The sequence below is a fragment of the Flexithrix dorotheae DSM 6795 genome (genome assembly GCF_000379765.1).
GTDB classification, from domain to species: domain Bacteria; phylum Bacteroidota; class Bacteroidia; order Cytophagales; family Flammeovirgaceae; genus Flexithrix; species Flexithrix dorotheae.
On the sequence record NZ_KB903434.1, the window covers coordinates 67704 to 87944 of the forward strand.

Annotated in this window: 15 protein-coding genes and 1 other RNA gene; 9 read left to right on the forward strand and 7 right to left on the reverse strand. The window is 36.9% G+C overall.

What is annotated here, in order from left to right:
• Positions 1-346: 346 nt before the first annotated feature.
• Positions 347-1465, reverse strand: coding sequence for a signal peptidase I (gene lepB, locus A3EM_RS0108875; protein ID WP_020527842.1), 1119 nt, complete (start codon positions 1463-1465; stop codon positions 347-349).
• Between the two features lie 308 nt (positions 1466-1773).
• On the opposite strand from lepB, the gene A3EM_RS0108880 reads away from it, so the two are divergent.
• The 8 genes from A3EM_RS0108880 to ssrA all read left to right on the forward strand — a co-directional run bounded on the left by A3EM_RS0108880 (position 1774) and on the right by ssrA (position 13822).
• On the forward strand, positions 1774-2835 hold the full coding sequence (locus A3EM_RS0108880; RefSeq protein WP_020527843.1) for a FecR family protein: 1062 nt from the start codon (positions 1774-1776) through the stop codon (positions 2833-2835).
• Positions 2836-3055: 220 nt separating this feature from the next.
• Positions 3056-6436 carry a SusC/RagA family TonB-linked outer membrane protein gene (locus A3EM_RS0108885; RefSeq protein WP_026210188.1) on the forward strand — a complete coding sequence of 1127 codons (3381 nt, stop codon included), beginning with the start codon at positions 3056-3058 and terminating at the stop codon, positions 6434-6436.
• A 34-nt stretch (positions 6437-6470) separates the two neighbouring features.
• A complete protein-coding gene (locus A3EM_RS0108890) occupies positions 6471-7991 on the forward strand; it encodes a RagB/SusD family nutrient uptake outer membrane protein (RefSeq protein ID WP_020527845.1) in 1521 nt (506 codons plus the stop codon).
• Positions 7992-8186: 195 nt separating this feature from the next.
• Positions 8187-9287, forward strand: a complete 1101-nt coding sequence (locus A3EM_RS0108895) for a glycoside hydrolase family 88/105 protein (RefSeq protein WP_020527846.1) — start codon at positions 8187-8189, stop codon at positions 9285-9287.
• Positions 9288-9642: 355 nt separating this feature from the next.
• Entirely contained in the window at positions 9643-11136 is a 1494-nt protein-coding gene (locus A3EM_RS0108900) for a S1C family serine protease (RefSeq protein WP_020527847.1), read from the forward strand.
• Between the two features lie 21 nt (positions 11137-11157).
• The gene (locus tag A3EM_RS0108905; protein WP_020527848.1) at positions 11158-11949 is read left to right on the forward strand and encodes an inositol monophosphatase family protein; all 792 of its coding nucleotides are present in this window, start codon (positions 11158-11160) and stop codon (positions 11947-11949) included.
• A gap of 321 nt (positions 11950-12270) precedes the next feature.
• Positions 12271-13341, forward strand: a complete 1071-nt coding sequence (locus A3EM_RS0108910; RefSeq protein ID WP_026210189.1) for a branched-chain amino acid aminotransferase — start codon at positions 12271-12273, stop codon at positions 13339-13341.
• A gap of 80 nt (positions 13342-13421) precedes the next feature.
• Positions 13422-13822: a transfer-messenger RNA gene (ssrA, locus tag A3EM_RS46895) on the forward strand.
• A 47-nt stretch (positions 13823-13869) separates the two neighbouring features.
• Here the strand turns inward: ssrA and A3EM_RS0108915 are convergent.
• The 5 genes from A3EM_RS0108915 to A3EM_RS0108935 form a co-directional block, all read right to left on the reverse strand.
• A complete protein-coding gene (locus tag A3EM_RS0108915; RefSeq protein ID WP_020527850.1) occupies positions 13870-14595 on the reverse strand; it encodes an SDR family oxidoreductase in 726 nt (241 codons plus the stop codon).
• Between the two features lie 48 nt (positions 14596-14643).
• A complete protein-coding gene (locus A3EM_RS0108920) occupies positions 14644-15357 on the reverse strand; it encodes a hypothetical protein (protein ID WP_026210190.1) in 714 nt (237 codons plus the stop codon).
• Positions 15358-15369: 12 nt separating this feature from the next.
• The gene (locus tag A3EM_RS0108925; protein ID WP_020527852.1) at positions 15370-15648 is read right to left on the reverse strand and encodes a hypothetical protein; all 279 of its coding nucleotides are present in this window, start codon (positions 15646-15648) and stop codon (positions 15370-15372) included.
• A gap of 72 nt (positions 15649-15720) precedes the next feature.
• The gene (locus A3EM_RS41915) at positions 15721-16308 is read right to left on the reverse strand and encodes a Crp/Fnr family transcriptional regulator (protein WP_020527853.1); all 588 of its coding nucleotides are present in this window, start codon (positions 16306-16308) and stop codon (positions 15721-15723) included.
• Positions 16309-16326: 18 nt separating this feature from the next.
• Positions 16327-17802 (reverse strand): cobyric acid synthase, encoded by a 1476-nt coding sequence (locus tag A3EM_RS0108935; protein WP_026210191.1) that lies wholly within the window; start codon positions 17800-17802, stop codon positions 16327-16329.
• 289 nt (positions 17803-18091) lie between these two features.
• Between A3EM_RS0108935 and corA the strand changes: the two genes are divergently transcribed.
• Positions 18092-19198: a magnesium/cobalt transporter CorA gene (corA, locus tag A3EM_RS0108940; RefSeq protein ID WP_083925200.1), complete on the forward strand. Its 1107-nt coding sequence runs from the start codon at positions 18092-18094 to the stop codon at positions 19196-19198.
• Between the two features lies 1 nt (position 19199).
• Here corA and A3EM_RS0108945 read toward each other — a convergent pair whose 3' ends face one another.
• Positions 19200-20111, reverse strand: a complete 912-nt coding sequence (locus A3EM_RS0108945; protein WP_157637792.1) for an SdiA-regulated domain-containing protein — start codon at positions 20109-20111, stop codon at positions 19200-19202.
• Positions 20112-20241: the final 130 nt, after the last annotated feature.

Consider the following 20241-nt stretch of genomic DNA (forward strand, 5'->3'; position numbering starts at 1 on the left):
ATATTTAAATTTCACCTATTTCCCTGCAAATGCTCAATTCAGGAACCTCGTTTCAAAATAAAAATTTAAACTCTAAGAGAAAATAGTGATATAAATTGCCATTCCCACAAACCCGATAAAAATCATTATCAGGAATTTAATAATTTTCCACCAAATACTCTTTTCCTTAATAATACTTTTCATTCCACAAACATCCACCAAAAACCATAACAAGAAGCTGGCAATTATGTCCATAATTTTTTGAGTTAAAATATTTTAATATTGTTGATCCTTCTGAACTTCATGAACCTGCGTTTCGGGATTTGAAATCCCGAAACGCAGGTTTTCCCATCTGAAATCAATCTTCTCATTCAATCCCCCTAAAAATCCTGTTCCAGCGAATCTTATCCAAAATATTCGCAAAGCTTTCCTGTTCATCCACAGACCACCAGGTAATTAGTGCTTTCCCCACAATATGATCCATGGGTACAAACCCCCACTCCCTGGAATCCAAAGAGTTATGACGATTATCCCCCATCATAAAAAAGTAATCTTGTTGGAAAGTGTATCGTTTTATTTCCTGCCCTTCAATGAAAAGTTTATCCTCTTTTACCTCCACCTCATGATGATGTTCATAATGTTTCACCAAATGGCCATAATTAGCGATAAACTGTTCATTTACCTCCAGAGAAGCTCCGGCTTCGGGAATGTATAATGGACCGAAATTATCGATATTCCAATGATTGAAACCTGATTCATTAAAATAAGCCGCACCATATGCTACACCCTTTTCATAAATAATGGGTTCAATGGCTTCAATAAAACCAAGCACTTTTAGTTTTTCAGCAGTTGCTGCAGTAGTCTGTACCACATACCCACCTTCTGCTCGGTAGATATCTGTAATCTTATTCCGCTTAAACACCTTCTGGTTAATTACCTGACTGGTTTTGAGGAAATAGCTCGATTGCATTCCAGGTTTGGTTTCAGCGGGAACACCATTGATATAAACTTGCTGATTGTTTATTTTTAAAGTATCTCCGGCTATGCCCACGCACCTTTTTATATAGTAAGTTCTCATATCCACCGGGTTTTCCAAATCATGAGGCACGTTGAATACCACAGGATCATTCCGCCTGATCTCAGAAAATCCCGGAAGCCGGAACATGGGCAGGTCAATCCATTCCAGGTAAGCCGGAATTTCCGTACCCCATATTTTTTGAAAAGTCAGGGGAATTTGAAGCGGAGTTTGGGGAGTTCTGGTGCCATAATGAAATTTACTTACAAAAAGATAGTCGCCCACCAAAAGTGATCGCTCCATGGAAGGAGTAGGAATCATAAAGGCTTCTAAAAATAATGCCCTGATTATAGTGGCTGCAATTACTGCAAATACGATGGCATCCAGCCATTCCCTTACTACCGACTTTTTACCCTTCACTTCAGTTTTTCCATTATTTCCCTGTGGAACTTTTTGTGCTATTTTATTCATTGGAAATTTAATTTTTTTTAATATATAACACTAAAATACATAATTTATTTATGTATTGTAATAAAAGGTAATTTTAATTTCCTGTTTTAGCTCAAAAAAATAAACCACCACCCTATTTTAATTTTTAACAAAAAAAATATATCACTGTAAATCAGATATTTAAGCAAAATCTGAAATTATTTTTAAAAAAACATTAAATAATTAGAGTAGAAATAAAGACTTGCCTTCCTATAAGAGTGTGGAAGGGGAAACACCCTAAATCAGGCAATTATTACAAGCAAACATTTTATTTACTTCAAGCCCTTAATATGAAATTTTACGATTACCACATTAATGATTTTTTACTTGATGAGGCATTCATTGACTGGGTAAAAACCGGGCGACCATATGAAGAGTTGCAAAACTGGATTTTGGAAAATCCGGAAAATATTGAAAAGGTAAATAAAGCCAAATCCTTAGTACAATCAATTTCATTTAATGAATTAACATTTTCGGACAGAGAAAAAAACTTATTATTTGCGAGTATAGAACAAGGCACTAAAAGGTCTTTTTTAACTACCGAAAAAGGAGGCTTCAAATTTTGGCGATTAAGCCAAATAGCCGCAGCGGTAGTAATTATGACCCTAAGTGGAGTTTTTCTTTATCGAAACCTGAATTCCCTGGGAACAGAAGAAACTGATCTGGTAGCTGAAAATACTGCTCCTGAGATGGTTGAAAAATTTAGCCCAAAAGGAGTAAAAACTTCTCTGGTCCTTATGGATGGTACCAGTGTGAAACTGAATGCCGATTCCAAACTGACATTTCCCCAATCTTTTGGTAATAATAAACGAGAAGTTTTTTTGGAAGGAGAAGCTTTTTTTGATGTTTCCAAAGATGAAAATCGTCCTTTTATTATCAATACAGGCAAAGTAAAAACTACGGTGCTGGGCACTTCTTTTAATATTAAAGCTTTTCCTGAAGATGAAGATGTACAGGTTGCTGTAGCCAGTGGAAAAGTGGCAGTTGCCTATCAGGAAGAAACTTCAGATAACAATGTAAATCCCAGTCAGGAATTATTCCTTTTACCGGAGGAAATGAGCACCTTTAGCAAGAAGGACAGACGACTGGTGAAAAGTGAATTTGACAGAAAACAAGTCCTTTCCTGGAAAGACAATATCCTGTATTTCGAAAATGCAAGTTTTGAAGAAGTGAAGGAGAAACTGGAGAGATGGTATGGAGTAAATTTTCTGCTAAAGGGAAAACCTTTGGAAAGTGAGTTTGAAGGAGAATTTCACAATGAGTCCTTAAAGGCTGTGCTTGAAGGACTTAGCTTCTCTGTAAAGTTCGACTTTTTAATTGAGGATAAGATAGTGACAATAATTAACAAATAGTTTTTTAACTGATTATCATAATAATTAACTAAAAGTAAATATAAAATGAAAACACACCCCAACTCAAGCTAAAAAAGAAAAGCCGGCTATGGGAAGTAGCCAGCTTTAAGTCTTTCTTATCAATTATTCGATTTGCCAAAATTTGGGAAGGTCTTGGCTTTTCGAGATTGAGTAAGAATGCGTCTTTGAATTTTTTCGTCAATCAAAAACATATAAAAATATGAAATTGAAACTACTAAGACAAATCTTGATTATGTCCAGGTATTTATTTTATGGTATAATTTTCCAATGCCTCATGGCCGGCTTACTGATCGCCAAAGAAAGTAACGCCCAAAGAAAAAGTATCGAAGAAGTAATTTTGAGTGTAGATTTAAAAAATGCCACTTTGAAAGAGGCTTTTGCACTCATCGCGAATAAAACTGATTTTAAATTCGCCTATGATAACAGGAAAATTGATACAAATCAGAGAATTAGCACCGCCATCGAAAATGAATCTCTTGCGGATTTATTGAGACACATCTCCAAAAGCTCAGACCTTCGGTTCAAAAGGGTAAACGATAATATTTTTGTAAGTAAGAAAAATATATTTGAAGCACCTGTTGCAGAAGAACTGGAAGATAATTTCGAAATACTTCAGACAGTGATTTCCGGTACTGTAATAAGTGGGGAAGATGACCTGCCACTGCCCGGTGTGAGTGTAATTATAAAAGGAACTTCAACGGGTACTACCACCGATTTGGATGGAAAATTTTCCCTAAATGTTGAAGAGAGTTCTGTCCTGTCTTTTAGTTATATCGGGTTTGAAACCCAGGAAATAGAAGTAGGTAACAGATCAACCTTCAATATCACTTTGAAGCCAGACTTGGCTCAATTGGATGAAGTCGTGGTAGTGGGGTATGGTACTGTAAAGAAAAGTGATTTAACCGGTTCTGTGTCTTCCGTTAAGTCTGAAGATTTAACTGCTTATCCCGCCATAGGAACTGTTCAGGCATTGCAGGGCCGGGCTGCTGGTGTGCAGATTACATCCAACAATGGTGAGCCTGGCGCCTCATATAAAGTAAGAGTAAGGGGAGGAACTTCTATTAATGCCAGTAGTGATCCTATTTATGTAGTAGATGGATTTGTGGGTGCAGCTTTACCACCACCAGAAGATATTGAGTCTATTGAAGTATTAAAAGATGCTTCTGCAACTGCAATTTATGGTTCCAGAGGAGCCAATGGTGTAATCATGGTTACCACAAAAAGAGGAAAAGCAGGAAAAACTAATGTAGATTTTAATGCTTCTTACTCTGTACAGAATGAGATCAACAGACTTGAACTTTTAAAGCCAGATGATTTTGTAAATTATATACAGGAAGCCAGTGACAATCCTAATTTCACTTCATTGGGCTCCAATACCGACTGGCAGGATGTTATTTTCCAACCTGGAAATATCCAAAACTACCAGTTAGGTTTATCAGGTGGTTCTGATAATGTCAATTATTATGTATCTGGTACCCTCTACGATCAGAAAGGTATTATTATCAATTCTGGATATAAGCGATATTCGGTTACTAGTAATATTGATATTAAGGCAAGTGAAAAATTTAAATTTGGTTTAAACCTTTTTGCCAGGAGAACAGATAAGGAAGGAGCGAGAACCCAGGAAGGGTCTGGTGGTGCAAATAACTCTGGTGTAGTAGCTGCAGCCTTTAAAATGGGACCAGACCAGCCAATTAGAAATTCCAATGGAGTTTATACCCTTGCAAGACTAAGTGATCCACACGATAATGCTTATGCCATCGCTACTGAGTATGTTAATGAAAATGTAACCGACAGGTTTCAGGGAAATTTATACGGAGAATACGACATTTTCAAGGACCTGAAATTTAGGTTAACACTTGGTGCAAGCTCTGATAATGGAAGAACAGGTGAATATACTCCAACTGTATTGCAAGGAGGTGCAGGAGTTGGTGGGGATGGAAGAATTAATTCCTATAAAAACTCACTACTGTTAAATGAAAACTATTTGACATACAATAAAGATATTGGTAATCATAACTTTTCTGTAATGGCTGGTTATTCTTATCAAAAATCCAGAAATGAAAGCTGGGGCGGTAGAGGTCAGGGATTTCCCACCGATGCCGGATTATACTGGAACCTGGATGGTTCAGCAGTTTGGCAAAGTCCAAACTCAAACCTAAATGAATGGGAACTATCATCCTGGTACGGTAGGGTAAACTACAATTTCAACAGTAAGTATTTATTGACTTTTAATGCCAGATATGATGGTTCTTCTGTATTCAGTGAAGGAAAAAAATGGGCATTCTTCCCTTCAGGTGCATTTGCCTGGAATATGAAAGAAGAAAACTTCATGAATGGATTGGATGTAGTAAGTAACTGGAAATGGAGAGTGAGTTATGGTTTAACCGGAAATAGAGCAATCGGACCATACCAAACATTAGCACAATTGAGTCCTGTGTTAACAGTACAGAATGGAGCTCCTGTAAATGCCGTTGCCCCCACTTCTGTAGCTAACAGAGATTTATCTTGGGAAACCACCGCACAATTTGATATTGGAATAGATGTAGGTTTACTAGAAGATAGAATTAACATAATTATGGATTACTATGCCATGGAGACTAGTGATTTGCTATTTAGTGTACCACTTCCAGAATATTCTGGTTATGGCAGCCAGTTAAAAAACATTGGTAAAGTAGAAAACAAAGGATTTGAATTTACCCTAAGTTCAAGAAATTTAGTTGGGGAATTTAAGTGGAATATGGATTTTAATATTTCTGCCAACAGAAATAAGGTGCTTGAGCTGCCAAACGGTGGTATCGATATTCAATATGCCTCCGGACCTGGCCACATGGTAGGTTTGGGTAATACTCAGATTCTAAGGGAAGGAGAACCTGTTGGTTCATTCTTCGGCTGGATTTATGACGGACCATATCAGGATGGTGACGAAATTTTACCCGGAGGTGGATTCGAGACTGAAGTTGGAGGAGAAAAATACAGGGATATTGATGGCACAAAGGATGAAAATGGAGATTTAACTGGCGTGCCAGATGGTCAACTAAATGCTGATGACCGAACGATCATAGGTGATCCAAATCCAAATTTTATCTGGGGATTCAATAATGACTTTAGCTATAAAGGTTTTGATTTAAATATTTTCTTCCAGGCTTCACAGGGTAATGATATTTACAGCTATACCCTAATGGAACTTGATCTGATGGCAGGTAGAAACAATGCAACTACTGCAGCTTTAAACCGATGGACTCCTCAAAATACCAATACAGATGTGCCTAAGGCTTTTGGAGGAAGAAGTAGAAGAGCTTCTACCAGATGGATTTACGATGGATCATTTGTAAGACTTAAAAACCTGGCCTTAGGGTACAACTTCCCAACCCAAATTACAGAAAAAATGGGAATCCGAAAATTCAGGTTGTATGTGAGTGCTCAAAATATCCTGACTTTCACAGACTACGAAGGTTATGATCCTGAAGTAAATTACAGAACTGATGGTTCCACTAATGGTAACAGAAACCTTGGTTTGGATTATGCCAGCTATCCGAATGCTAAATCTTACACAGTAGGCTTAAACATCGGATTCTAAGCAAATGATTTCTCGAATTAAACAAGGAAAGAAAATGAAAAAAACACTTTATAGATCAATATTATTAGGATTGTTAGTTACAGCTTTTAGCTGTACAGATCTGGTTGAAGAACCAGTGGGTTTACTTGCGCCTGAAGCCTTTTTCAAAACTCCGAAAGATGTAGAAACAGGTGTATTAGGTACATATGCACACATTGCCAACGAGCAGTTTTACGGAAGAAAATTAGTGCTCAGTTTATTGCTGAGAGGCGATATGGCAGATATTGGAGATCGAAATACTCCCGGTAGAAGACAGCAGGTCAATGACTTCAATATGGATTCCAATAATGGTATGGTAACCGCTTTTTGGCCCAGAGCTTATAAAATAATTGGTGCAGCAAATGCTGGCATTGCAGGTGCGAAAATTGTTGCTGAACCAGCAGAAGAGATAAATGCTTTGGAGGCAGAAGCCAGATTTATCAGAGCTTTCACTTATTATCATTTGGTAAGAATTTTTGGGGATATTCCTTATATTGATTTCTTCATTGAAAACCCAGAAGAAGTAAAAGATATAGCCAAAGCTCCTGCCGCTCAGGTTTATGAGGCTATAATTTCCGATTTGGAATATGCTAAGCAAAATTTACCAGATGAATATCCTGCAAGCATCAGGTCCAGGCCAACTAAAGGTACTGCAGCAGCTTATTTAGCTTCTGTCCACCTTACCTTAGGGGATAGTCAAAAAGCTTATGATGAAGCCAAATATGTAATTGATAACAAGGGGACTTTCGGTTATGGTTTAATGGAAGATTTTGCGCTGTTGTTTGATGGTTCCAATGCAGACGGACTTGCCGAACATATATTTGTCATCGATTTTCTAGGGCAGGTTACCGGAGGTGACAATGCACAAACTGACTGGATGGGCCCAATAACAGGTGTTAGGAGTGTTAAATTACCAAATACCAATGAAGGTTGGAGTGTAGCTGTTCCTTCCATGGATGTATTTGATAATTGGGATGAAAGGGATTACAGAAAGGAGGTAAGTTTTATTGATTCTGCCTATATCGGTGATGAATTAGTAGGATATGACCAATTTGCGCCTAACCACGGTTCTCCAAGGCCTCATATTGGAAAATATTGGGGACCTTGTGGGCTTTCAAGAGGAGATTGCGGACAGTCTGATAATAACTATTCAGCGATGAGATATGCTGAGGTTTTACTTATTGCTGCTGAAGCGGCTAATAACCTTGGAAATACAGGAGATGCCATTGACTTTATTAACCAAATCAGGGCAAGGGCAAGAAACTGGGCTGGTACTCAGGTAGATTTCCCTGCTGATGTAACAGCAGGTGGTGATTTGACTGAAATCATCCGGGAAGAAAGAAGATTAGAATTAGCCTTTGAATACAAAAGATGGTACGATATCAAAAGATGGAATATTGGCGATAACGTATTTAAGGGAGCTTCTTCTCTTGAACCTCATGAAAATTTTGATTCAAGCAGGGATTATTTTTTCCCATTACCCCAGGACGAGTTGGATAGAAATGTCAATCTTAAACCTCAAAACCCTGGCTACTAATTTCAAAATAATTCATTTCAAACTTTACTTATCTAAAAAAGTCCGGGAGCATTCCCGGGCTTTTTTTATTTAAAATTCATATTATCTATTATCGCATTCCAAAAATTTTGTGGATTATTGACCCAGAGATTTTTTTTGTACTAAAATGAAATTCAGGTACTTATCAACAAATTATTATTATTGACTAAAAAGAAAATGAAGAAGTTAAATTTTACCCTACTGTTTTTATGCTTTTTTTCAATTATTTATATTGGAAAAGCACAAAATAATGAAGCATTATTTTCAGATAAATCAATTAAGAAGGTAATGAAAAGTGTAGCCAACTGGCAACTGGCTAATCCCAAACATGAATCTTATGACTGGACAAATGGTGCATTCTATTCAGGAGTAATGGCCGCCTATAAAACAACCGGTTCAAAAAAACTCCTGAAAGCCATGCTTAAAATGGGTGAGGAAAACCAGTGGAAACTGGGGAAAAGACTCCGGCATGCGGATGATCATGCCATTGCCCAAACTTATATCGACCTGGCCAATTTAGAAAATGATCCTTCTTATTATGCTCCGTTTAAAGATTCACTTGATAAAATGATGGCAGGCAAGCCAGCAGTAAAAGGTATTAAAGTAATTGACTGGTGGTGGTGTGATGCCTTATTTATGGCCCCTCCTGCTTATGTGAAACTAAGCAATGCCACTGGTGAGGACAAATACCTGGATTATATGGATCAACTTTACAAAGAGTGTTATGATCTTTTATATGATAAAGAAGAAAATTTGTTTGCCAGAGATTTAGGCTATGTGATTAATGAAGATGGAACGGGAAAAAGAGAGAAAAATGGGGAGAAGATTTTCTGGTCGAGAGGAAACGGCTGGGTAATGGGTGGATTGGTAAAAGTAATTGAGGAATTGCCAAAAGATCATAAAACCAGAAATTTTTACATTGATTTATATAAAGAGATGGCTAAAAAAATTGCCAGTATTCAACAAGAAGATGGTTTTTGGAAAGCCAGCTTGTTAGACCCAAAATCTTATCCAATTGGAGAGTCTAGTGGTACTGGCTTTTATTGCTATGCACTGGCTTGGGGTATTAATAATGGTATGCTAGAGAAAGCAGAATATTTACCGGTGGTAAAGAAAGCCTGGGTTGCCCTCAATGGTGCAGTTCACCCCAATGGCATGTTGGGTTATACACAACAAATTGGTGCTGACCCGAGACCAACCTCCAAAGATAGTTGGGAAGTTTACGGAGCAGGTGCTTTTTTACTGGCTGGAAGTGAAGTGATAAAATTAGAAGAATAAGGCATTTTATTATAGTTGTTTTTATAAGCACTGGGAAATTTTCTCAGTGCTTTTTTATTTTTTCAGGAATTCCCAAAGGATTAAATTTTTCATGGAATCTGAACAAAAACTGACCATCTTACCTTATATGTAAAAACCATTCATAAAATTAAATTGAGTATTTAATTTAAAAGGACAATTATTTTCACTCAACTTTATTATTTTTATATTCAAGTGTTTAATTTTTAAACTGCTTGAAGGTAATTTTCGCTTTCTCCTTTTTTTTAGACTACTAAGCAAACTAATCTGATAATACCCATATTGGGAATCTGCATTTTCCCCATTATAATATTAATCACCAGTAAAGTGCTATCTTATGGATCAGAAGAAATATTTAATGACCCTTGTTTTAGCTTCCGTTTTTGGAGGAATGATCGCTCTGGCGGGTTTTAACTTTTTCAAGGGAGAAGAAACTCCGGAATCAATTTCCGAAAAGCAAAGTGTTGTATTTTCCAGCTTTGCAAAAAATGGAAAAAATACCGAATCAACCAGCTACGCAGTCCCTGATGGATTAAATTTTATGACTGCGGCTGAAAGGGTAACACCGGCAGTGGTGCATATCAAAACTATTTATACCGGTGGAAATGGCAGTGCATGGGAAGAAATGATTCAGGATTTGTGGGGAGAAGGAGATCGGGGACACGGAGGTGGACACAGAATGTCTTCCGGTTCAGGAGTCATCATTTCCAGCGATGGATACATTGCAACCAATAATCATGTTATTGAAAATGCCTCTATAATTGAGGTAATTTTGGATGATAAAAGGAGTTACAGGGCCTCAGTAGTGGGTACAGATCCGACCACCGACCTTGCATTGTTAAAGGTAAAGGAAGATAATTTACCCTTTGTGCCTTATGGTGATTCTGATCAAGTGAAAACAGGGCAATGGGTATTGGCAGTAGGTAATCCTTTTGATCTTACTTCAACAGTTACTGCAGGAATAGTAAGTGCTAAGGCCAGAAATATTGGCATATTAAGATCAAGATCTATCCAGAATTATAATATAGAAGCATTTATCCAAACAGATGCAGCCGTTAATCCCGGAAATAGTGGTGGTGCACTGGTAGATTTAGATGGAAAATTAATTGGAGTAAATACCGCAATTGCTACCAACACAGGCTCTTTTGCCGGTTATTCTTTTGCTGTTCCGGTTACCCTGGTTAGAAAGGTGATGGATGATTTACTGAGTTATGGGGAGGTACAAAGGGCACTTATGGGAGTGAGTATTGAAGATGTAGATGCCAATCTGGTGGAAGAATTGGGTTTGGATAAAGTAGAGGGAGTGTTCATTATTGGTGTTTCCCCAGATGGAGGAGCAGAGGAAGCGGGAATTAAAGCTGGAGATATCGTAATTGCCATTGATGAAAATGAAGTGAATAATGTTTCTGCCCTACAGGAACTGGTCGCCAGAAACAGACCCGGTGACAAAATAAATGTAGTGTATAAGCGAAATAATCAACTTTATAATGTGGATGTTATTCTAAAGAATAAGAACAATGGAGTTGAAATTGTGAAAACTATTCGTGAAGGGGCTACTGAAATTTCAAATCTGGGAGCCGATGTAATGCCAATTTCAGAAAGAGACAAAGATATTTTAGGCATAACCTCAGGGCTGAGAATTATTAAATTAAGGGAAGGAAAATTGAGGGAAGCCAGAGTAGAACAAGGTTTTATCATCACCCATATTGATAAACAACCCATTAAAACAGCAAATGAGCTTATTGCTATTCTGGACAATGCGCAGGGAGAATTCTTAATTGAAGGATATTACCCGGAAGGTCAGAAAGTATTTTATGGTTTAAATTTTTAAAGGAAATATTAAAAACAGTTCGTGGAATTAAAGGAAATTTGTGAGCAGGTAATTGAAATTGCCAAATCAGCTGGTGATTTTATTAAAATAGAATCAGGAAGGTTTAAAGTAGAGGATATTGAATATAAAGGCATGAATGACCTCGTTTCCTATGTAGACAAGGAAGCTGAAAAATTGATTGTAGAAGGCCTTAGTAAAATTTTACCAGAAGCAGGTTTCATTGCCGAGGAAGGTACTGGTGAAAAAGTTGAAAATGGTTTTAACTGGATTATTGATCCGTTGGATGGTACTACCAATTTCCTTCATGGTGTTCCTCATTTTGGGGTAAATATTGCACTAATTAAGGACGATGAAATTTTAATTGGTGTGACAAATGCCATTCACCAAAAGGAAATGTTTCACGCTATAAAAGGGAAAGGCGCTTATTGCAATGGGGAAAGAATTTATGCCTCTAATTCGAAATCCCTCTCTGAAGGATTGGTTTCCACTGGGTTTCCCTACAAGGAAATAGACAAAATTCCCCAATATTTTAAAACCCTTGGCGAGATTTTAAAAAATGCCCATGGCCTGAGAAGAATGGGGTCTGCAGCAATTGACCTTGCCTATGTTGCCTCAGGAAGGTTTGAAGCTTTTTTTGAATTTGGACTAAAACCCTGGGATGTAGCTCCGGGAATATTGTTGGTTCAGGAAGCGGGAGGCTCGGTCAGTGATTTCCAAATGGGGAAAGACTATATTTTTGGCAATCAGATCCTGGCAGCTTCCAAAAAAGTACATCCTGAGCTTTTTAAGATAATTGACAGTAATTTTTTTTAGAAAAGTATTGTTATAATTTTGCACTCCATTTTAAATAAGCTATATCCTTACATTTATTTAGAATAAATTCGATAAGCTTAAACATAAATGATTATTACGGTAATAATAATTTTATTTAATTTTACCGTAAACAATTTGGCTGGTGTGGCTTGAATCTAATTACTAAGTTAATAAACCTCCTTAGTTAACTCATTTCCACACAGTTAAAATATAAAAGGACTTAGTGGTGAAGCTCCTGGGAAATTCATCTTTTATAGTTATTGAATGTTTAAATCCCTTTGGGCTTTAGCATTATGTATAAATGGACTAATTGATTTAAAAATGATAGATATCGGATTGGATATTAAAATTCAGAAAACGAATCAGTCCCGATTGCCGGAAATTGATTTTAACAATATTCCTTTTGGGAAAATTTATGCCGACCATATGTTTTTGGCTGAATACAAAAACGGTCAGTGGTCTGATTTGAGAATTGAGCCATTCAATAATCTCAATTTAAGTCCTGCGATTTCGGTATTGCATTATGGACAATCTGTTTTTGAAGGCTTAAAAGGATTTAGAAGTCCGGATGGCAAGGAAGTTTTGGTTTTCAGGCCAGAAGAGAACGCCAAAAGGTTAAAAGCTTCAGCCAAAAGGCTTTGTATGCCAGAAGTTCCTGAAGAAATATTCATGACAGGTTTGCATAAACTTTTGGACCTGGACAGAAGCTGGGTGCCAAATGTAAAGGATTCAGCTTTGTATATCCGTCCGTTTCAGTTTGCTGCTGATGAATATATTGGTTTAAAACCTTCTGAAACATTTAAGTTTATCATTTTTGCCTCACCTGTTGGTGCATATTATTCAGAGCCGGTGAAAGTAAAGGTAGAAACTGAATATACCAGAGCAGCTCAGGGAGGAACAGGATTTGCCAAAGCAGCAGGAAATTATGCAGCTTCCATGTATCCTGCAAAATTAGCAGCTGAGCAGGGTTACCACCAGCTATTATGGACAGACGGAAAGTCCCACAAATTCATTGAGGAATCTGGTACCATGAATGTGCTTTTTGTTATCAATGATACTTTGGTATCCATTCCTTCAAGCGACACTATTCTACCTGGAATTACCAGAAGAAGTGTGGTGGAAATTGCCAGGGACTGGGGGCTGAAAGTGGAAGAAAGACCTGTAGAAGTTGCGGAAATTGTTTCGGCAATTAAAGATGGTTCATTAAAGGAAATGTTTGGTGCAGGAACTGCAGCTACTATAACCCAAATCGCTCTAATGGCGTATGATGGTGTAGATTACGAACTTCCTGCAGTGGAAACAAGAGAGTTTTCAACTAAACTACATGCCGAACTTACTGGAATTCAAAGAGGTTTAGTTGAAGACACCAGAGGTTGGGTATATAGAATATAAAAGCATTTGTTAAATAATCTGAGAAATAAAGTTTAAAGGATTATTTTTTTACAACGGTTTAATTAAATACTAAAGTAACTGGGGCCGACTGGATTAGACAGGTTGAGTAGTTACGTGGGTAAGCATGCAGGCTCATGGGATGAGAGCCTTGAAAGATAGTTCCAAACAATAATTGGCGAAGAAAATTACGCCATGGCTGCATAATTTAGACAGGATGTCTAATTATTTTAGGTAGACTTAACAGTCACCGGCCATCATCTCGCACTGCCTAAGTCCTGCTGGCGGTGATCACGGGGTGTCGAAATCGCGGGAATAGCTAATGTAAAGCTGTGGTGCATTGGTGAAATTAAGCAGATAAGGTTGTTCTACAGGTCTGATGCCTACCTATGATCAGCTCGAAAATTTAATGTGTATCTAAGCATGTAGAAGACATGATAGTTGCCTTCTCTGGACGAGGGTTCGAATCCCTCCGGCTCCACTAAAAAGCTCTCGGAACTTTCCGAGAGCTTTTTTATTTGCTGAAATTGACTATTTCGATAATATTTTTTCTGCAATTCCGGGAAAAAGAAAAGCAATCCATAAAAATGCCCTGACTGGGATAGTTGTAAGCAATTCCTTTTCGTTTTTCATTTGCGGAATTATTTTAGAAATCAATTCTTCAGGTGATATTTTCTTTCCTAACCTGCCCTCGGTCATATTGGTTTCAGTAACCGGAGGAATAAATTCCATGATTTTTATACTAGTATTCTTAAGGGTAATTCTAAGTCCCTGTGTGAAATTTCTAAAAGCAGCTTTACTCGCGCTGTAAACCAATGCATCTTTTTTGGGAAATGCGCCTAATGCAGAAGTGGTGTTAATAATGAAAGCCTTTGGTTTGGCTGCCAATATTGGTATTAGCAATTGAGTGAACACCATTTGACCTGTCACATTTATTTCTATTTCCTCTTCTATAGATTTAAAAGGAATAGCTATTTCTGGAAACAGATAATTATACTGTATACCTGCATTATTAATTAACACATTTAAATGATCAAATTGCTGTTCCACCATTTTTATAGTTTCTTCAATATCTTTCTGATTAGATAAATCACATCGTAAAGCTTCAAACCCTTCTTTTTGTAATTGTCCGAGTTTGCTTTGGTTTCTGCCTAACAGAATAACTTTATTATTTTTGGCCAGAAAATATTTTCCAAGTGCCAGGCCAATACCTGAAGTTCCTCCAGTAATTAAAATCGTATTTCCAGATAAATTCATTTTTTCAAAATTTTTATATTATCATAAATCATTGCTTTTCAACTAAGTCTACTTAAATCTGTAAGCCATTCCTATATGAAAAACCTTATATAGATTTGTCACAGTGGATTTAAACTCCTGATCCATTTTATTTTTTAAATAGGTTTTAGCATAACCTGAAAGAGGAGCCGAACCGGAAAATGAATAAACAGGATCAGCATAACCTTTAAACCAGGCAGGTGTCCATTCTGCATTGATGGCCAAACCATTTTTAAAGTTATGTTGGTAGCCAAACCCTAACCCTAATCCCCAGCCAGAAGGTCGCTCCTGAAGGATAATTATGTTGCCTTTAGTACCTTCGTTAGGAATATTTCGAAACCTGGAATCATAAATCATGGTTTCTCTATCGGTGCCATTATAAAGTATACCTGTGGAAATATATGGTCCATTCTTAAAAGGAGAATAGCGGAACTGAAACATAAATCTTTGCGCGACTTCCTCAGAGGCACTTACCAAACCCTGTAAGCCATTCGATTTGGCATTAAATGAAGTTTCATTTCGGTTAATTTTATCCTTAAACTGATAAATGACTCCCAAATACATCTGTTCAGAAAAGTGATAGCCGAAAGTAATACTCGGCTTTAAACTGCCATGCATAGGCAGTTCTCCAAAGCCCAAACCAATTTGCCAGGATTTTCTCAATTCATTTTCAATTGATTGGCCAAAACAATTAGCACTGTAAATCAATATGAGGAGGCTAATCATGAGCGTTTGATTTTTCATAGTTTAATAGGATTAAAATTTCAGGAATAAAAAGAAAAGCCCTCTTAAAACCTGGCCAATAAGTAAATTGGACAGGATCATAATAGCTGTGGCTATACCCAGGCCAAATTGCTTCAAAATGAGGCTTTCAGGAAGGTTGGTATTAAAACCAAGTAAGCGGTTCAGGATCAACCAGGCGTTGAGAAACTCAGCCTCTGGTCCAAGCAGAAAGTCTACCAGAATCATCAGACAAAGGGATATAAACCCCGGGATGATTAGGATGTTCAGTAATGGAAATGTTATTGTTTTCATTGCTTAGAGAATTAGTTACAATTCAAAATTGCAGGACACTAATTCCTAAGGCATTAACCTATGTTAATGAATTTATGATTTAGCCAATTTAGCTCTGATTCTGCTCAACTGGATTGGGGTAACTCCCAAATAGGATGCAATATGATACTGAGGAATAAGTTGTTCTACTCCGGGAAACTCCTTTTGAAAAATCAGATAATTTGTGGTTGCATCATTGGTTACCATATGGATATCATGCCTTTCCTTTTTTATCCAAATCTGCTCCATAATCTTTAAAAATAACCTTTCCAGACAGCGGTGCTGGTCGAATAATTGGCGAAAATCAATATAGGAAAACTGAACAACTTTTGTTGGTGTAAGCGCCTGAAGGCTTATTTTTGATGAGGTATCGGTGAGTAGAGCAGTCAGGGTAGTTGGAAAGGTTCCGGGAATAAAAAATGTCTTATTGTATTCCGTTCCTGCATTGTTATAAAATACCCTCACAATTCCTTCCTCCAGAAAATAACAGTAACGGGATTTCTGACCTTCCAAGACTAAAAAATCCCCGGCTTTAAAATTTTTTGCCCTGGTAAAACTTTTCAGGTCACGCCATGCTGAATCTGTTAGAGGATTGATAGAATTTAAATTTTTATAAAAGAATTGAAATTGATTTTCTTTCATATCATCCTAAATAATTTTTTAGTCTTTTAGCACTTTATAAACATAATCCAAATCGAGGCAATTCCTGAGTACTTCTGCCAGCTTATTATATTGTTCTTCTTTAAAAGACTGATAATCAAATTCATGAGAATTCTCCTTTCCTAAAAAAGGCTTTAAAATATCTTCAATTACCACATGATTATCTAAAATTCCATGTAAATAAGTCCCCCAACATTTGGCATCAATTTTACAGCCTTCTGGAATTTTACCTTGCTTTAATACAACCGGACTAATGCCTTTTTCTGCAATAGTTTCTCCCATATGGATTTCGTAGCCTTTGCATACGGTTGGAGAATCTCCATAAGTAAAGGTAACCTGTCTGGTCGTTTTTTCCTTTTCCAGAATAGTCCTGATTGGGAGCAAACCTAAACCTGGCATATATTCAATTTGACCTTCTACGCCATGTGGATCTTCAATTGAAAGACCCATCATTTGATAACCACCACAAATCCCAATAATGGTTTTCCCTGCTTTCCTTGCCTTTAAAATAGCATTGGCAAGCCCATTATTTTTGATATCAACCAGATCGGCAATGGAGTTTTTACTTCCGGGAATAATGATGATATCGGCCTGGGCTATTTCATCCGAATCGTGGGAGTAAAATATATTGACATATGGGTGCTGTTCCAAGGCCTGGAAATCGGTAAAATTTGACATTCTTTTCAATAACACAATGGCAATATTGACTTTGTTCTTTACTGCCTTCCTAAGTTTTCTATCCACTACAACAGAATCCTCTTCTTCAATAAATATATCCCTGAAATAGGGAACTACCCCCAAAACCTTTACACCAGTTAATTCCTCCAACATTTTTACGCCATCCTCAAAAAGCGCGATATCTCCCCTGAATTTATTTATAATGATCCCTTTTATTTGTTTTCTTTCTTCCTCATCCAGCAAAAGGATGGTTCCATAAATACTTCCAAAAACTCCTCCCCTATCAATATCGGCAATGAGAATTGTAGCTGCCTGCGCATGGATAGCCATCCGCATATTGGTAATATCACGATCCTTAAGGTTGATTTCTGAAATGCTTCCCGCCCCTTCCATTACAATTGGGGAATATTGGGCAACCAACCTGTCAAAAGCCTTCGTCACTTCATTGAATAGTTCCTGCCGGTTATTTCCATTAAAATATTCCATAGCCGATTGATTGCCAATTGGCTTTCCATTCAGCACCACCTGGCTGGTTTTATCATTGGTGGGCTTAAGCAATACCGGATTCATTTCCACTTTGCAGGGAATTCCTGCAGCCTCAGCCTGTACCGCCTGTGCCCTGCCTATTTCTAACCCTTCGGGAGTGGGAAAACTGTTGAGGGACATATTTTGCGCTTTGAACGGAGCAGGTGAAAAACCATCCTGTTTAAATATTCTACAGAAACCAGCACAAATTACACTTTTACCCACATCTGAGCCAGTCCCTACAAACATGATTGGTTTTAATATTTTTGTCATTTTCTGAGATTTAAAGGAAAGCATGGAAAGAAAAATCTCCAGCCTAAAACTAAGAAATAATCCATGGAGGGACGAAGAAGACACAAAATATTGAGGAGCATTTTAAAATTTGCAATATGATCAGTATCAAAAATTAAAGGGGAAGATTTGCTTTCCGGATAACAACTGCAATTTGGTTTTCATAATTTTGGCAGTTATATTATTCTAATTTAATTCAGGCAACTTAGTTTTGTATTAATGCCTGTTCTTTTTGGATATATCAAGCTGTGTCCCTACAACTACTACTTTTATGCGAATGAAATCTCCAATTAACATTAAAAATCCTATAAATCTCAAAAACCCTTTTTCCAACTACAAAGCAAAAATAGGTAAAGCTCCCGGAAGCCTTATTTTCTCAGGTGTTCAAAAACAGGAAAAAGTAGAGGTGGAGGTTATTTCTTATAACCTGGAAGAATACAAAACTTATGACAAGGATAACATAGAAGGGTTAAGGGAAAACCTGAAAAAATCACATGTAAACTGGGTGAATATATTTGGTCTTCATGATATTGGACTTATTACCAAACTTGGAGAACAATTTGATATTGACCCCTTATTATTAGAAGATGTTTTGGATGTTGATCATTTGCCCAAGGTAGAGGATTATGAAGAATATAGATTCCTTACATTTAAGATGCTTTTTTATAATGAGGAGACAAAGTTTATAGAACACGAACAGGTAAGTGTCATCTTAGGAGAATATTATGTTATTGTATTTCAGGAAAAACGCGGGGATATTTTCGATGTATTGAGGGAACGAATTCAGATAGGAAAAGGAAGAGCCAGAGGTAAAAAATCAGATTATTTATTCTATTTAATTATTGATGTGGTAGTGGACCATTATCTCTATATAATAGATAATATCAGCCAGGATATTGAAAACCTGGAAGAAGAACTTTTGATCGGTACACACAGGAACGAAATTGAAAAAATTATTGCGCTTAAAAAGAAACTCAACTTCCTAAGGAAATTTGCTGAGCCCCTACAGGAATCAGTCATTGGAATTGTAAATATCAAATCCAATTTTATTCAAAAAAGTAACATCAAATTTTTTAATGATGTGAATGACCACCTCAACCGGGTTATACAAACCATGGATGCCAACAAAGATGCTGTTTTGGGATTGTTAGCCATAAATTCCTCCAATCAGGATAACCGACTGAACAGTATTATGAAAACCCTGACCATTATTTCTACCATTTTTATTCCCTTAACTTTCATCGCAGGAATTTACGGGATGAATTTCGAAAATATGCCGGAATTACATTCACGGAACGGCTATTTTTATACCCTTGGAGCTATGGTGGTTGTGGGGATTATTATGGCAATATTTATGCGGAAAAACAAATGGTTTTAGCCTAAAAACCATTCCTGCTTAGCCGAAGAATAATGGGCTGTGTACCAGATAATTTTTCCTTCTTTACCCACTTATTATCAGGATTCAATCGGCCTCCATTATTATCAATTCCAATCCAGATTTCCTGATCGGTAATTAGTAAAGCCTCTGCCATTGGAAAATCATTATCCAGATATAATTTCTGCATGGCATTAAAAGCCACTTCCCGGTAGGAAAAATAAGGTAATTCATTTATCGGGACAGGATTTGATTTGTATGCTTCTACATCCAGCTTTATCACCTTAAACTGGCCCCGTGCTAAAATGTATAAAATTCCATCTTTAAACTTTAAATCTGCTATATCAGAACCTGGAGGCTCATTATTACCCAGAAGCATTTTAAATGGCTCACATACCTTTCCCGAATTCAATGCTACACCGTAAATATTTCTTGGCCCCCTTTCTTTGGCCAGGTATATAATTTGTTCCTGTGGATTGATAGCAATTCCCTCTAAACCTTTATTTCCCCATGCCCCATCATTAAATTTCCCCCAGGAAAAGTTAAATTCTTCAACTTTTTGGGTTGTGGGGTTAAGCTTAAAAACTTTGGAGTTTTTTTCATCACACAAATAAAATTCACCATCACCGAAGTCCAGTCCTTCAAAATCGAAATCCCCTTCCATTTTAATTGGATAAGCTTCATGAATAAACCAGTTTTTCCCTTTTTTACTAATTTCATAAATATACTTATTCCACTCCTTATCCGCTACCACATAAATTTTTCCATCTACCTCTGCAATCCCACTTAAATCAAAGCGCTTTTCATCTGTTCTTTGTAAACTGATGATTTCAATCGGTTCGGAACAATTATACTGGGCAGAAAGACTATGGAAGCTTAAAACCAGAAAAGTAAAAAAAATAGAATAGTAGTTCATTGTGATTTTTGCAGAATACTGAAAATTTTTCAGTAAAACTACTGAATTTAACAGGTTGAATTTAACCTTGTTTAAATTCATTAAGATAATATATAAAGTCATTTAAGTTCGCTGGCCAAAAAATGTTATT

What these genes read in the sequence shown, in the direction of transcription:
- A3EM_RS0108945 (WP_157637792.1), bottom strand. Translation starts at nt 20,111, where the DNA reads ATGAACTACTATTCTATTTTTTTTACTTTTCTGGTTTTAAGCTTCCAT.
- A3EM_RS0108885 (WP_026210188.1), top strand. Translation starts at nt 3,056, where the DNA reads ATGAAATTGAAACTACTAAGACAAATCTTGATTATGTCCAGGTATTTA.
- A3EM_RS0108890 (WP_020527845.1), top strand. Translation starts at nt 6,471, where the DNA reads ATGAAAAAAACACTTTATAGATCAATATTATTAGGATTGTTAGTTACA.
- A3EM_RS0108920 (WP_026210190.1), bottom strand. Translation starts at nt 15,357, where the DNA reads ATGAAAAATCAAACGCTCATGATTAGCCTCCTCATATTGATTTACAGT.
- A3EM_RS0108880 (WP_020527843.1), top strand. Translation starts at nt 1,774, where the DNA reads ATGAAATTTTACGATTACCACATTAATGATTTTTTACTTGATGAGGCA.
- A3EM_RS0108915 (WP_020527850.1), bottom strand. Translation starts at nt 14,595, where the DNA reads ATGAATTTATCTGGAAATACGATTTTAATTACTGGAGGAACTTCAGGT.
- corA (WP_083925200.1), top strand. Translation starts at nt 18,092, where the DNA reads ATGCGAATGAAATCTCCAATTAACATTAAAAATCCTATAAATCTCAAA.
- A3EM_RS0108895 (WP_020527846.1), top strand. Translation starts at nt 8,187, where the DNA reads ATGAAGAAGTTAAATTTTACCCTACTGTTTTTATGCTTTTTTTCAATT.
- A3EM_RS0108935 (WP_026210191.1), bottom strand. Translation starts at nt 17,802, where the DNA reads ATGACAAAAATATTAAAACCAATCATGTTTGTAGGGACTGGCTCAGAT.
- A3EM_RS0108900 (WP_020527847.1), top strand. Translation starts at nt 9,643, where the DNA reads ATGGATCAGAAGAAATATTTAATGACCCTTGTTTTAGCTTCCGTTTTT.
- lepB (WP_020527842.1), bottom strand. Translation starts at nt 1,465, where the DNA reads ATGAATAAAATAGCACAAAAAGTTCCACAGGGAAATAATGGAAAAACT.
- A3EM_RS0108910 (WP_026210189.1), top strand. Translation starts at nt 12,271, where the DNA reads ATGATAGATATCGGATTGGATATTAAAATTCAGAAAACGAATCAGTCC.
- A3EM_RS41915 (WP_020527853.1), bottom strand. Translation starts at nt 16,308, where the DNA reads ATGAAAGAAAATCAATTTCAATTCTTTTATAAAAATTTAAATTCTATC.
- A3EM_RS0108925 (WP_020527852.1), bottom strand. Translation starts at nt 15,648, where the DNA reads ATGAAAACAATAACATTTCCATTACTGAACATCCTAATCATCCCGGGG.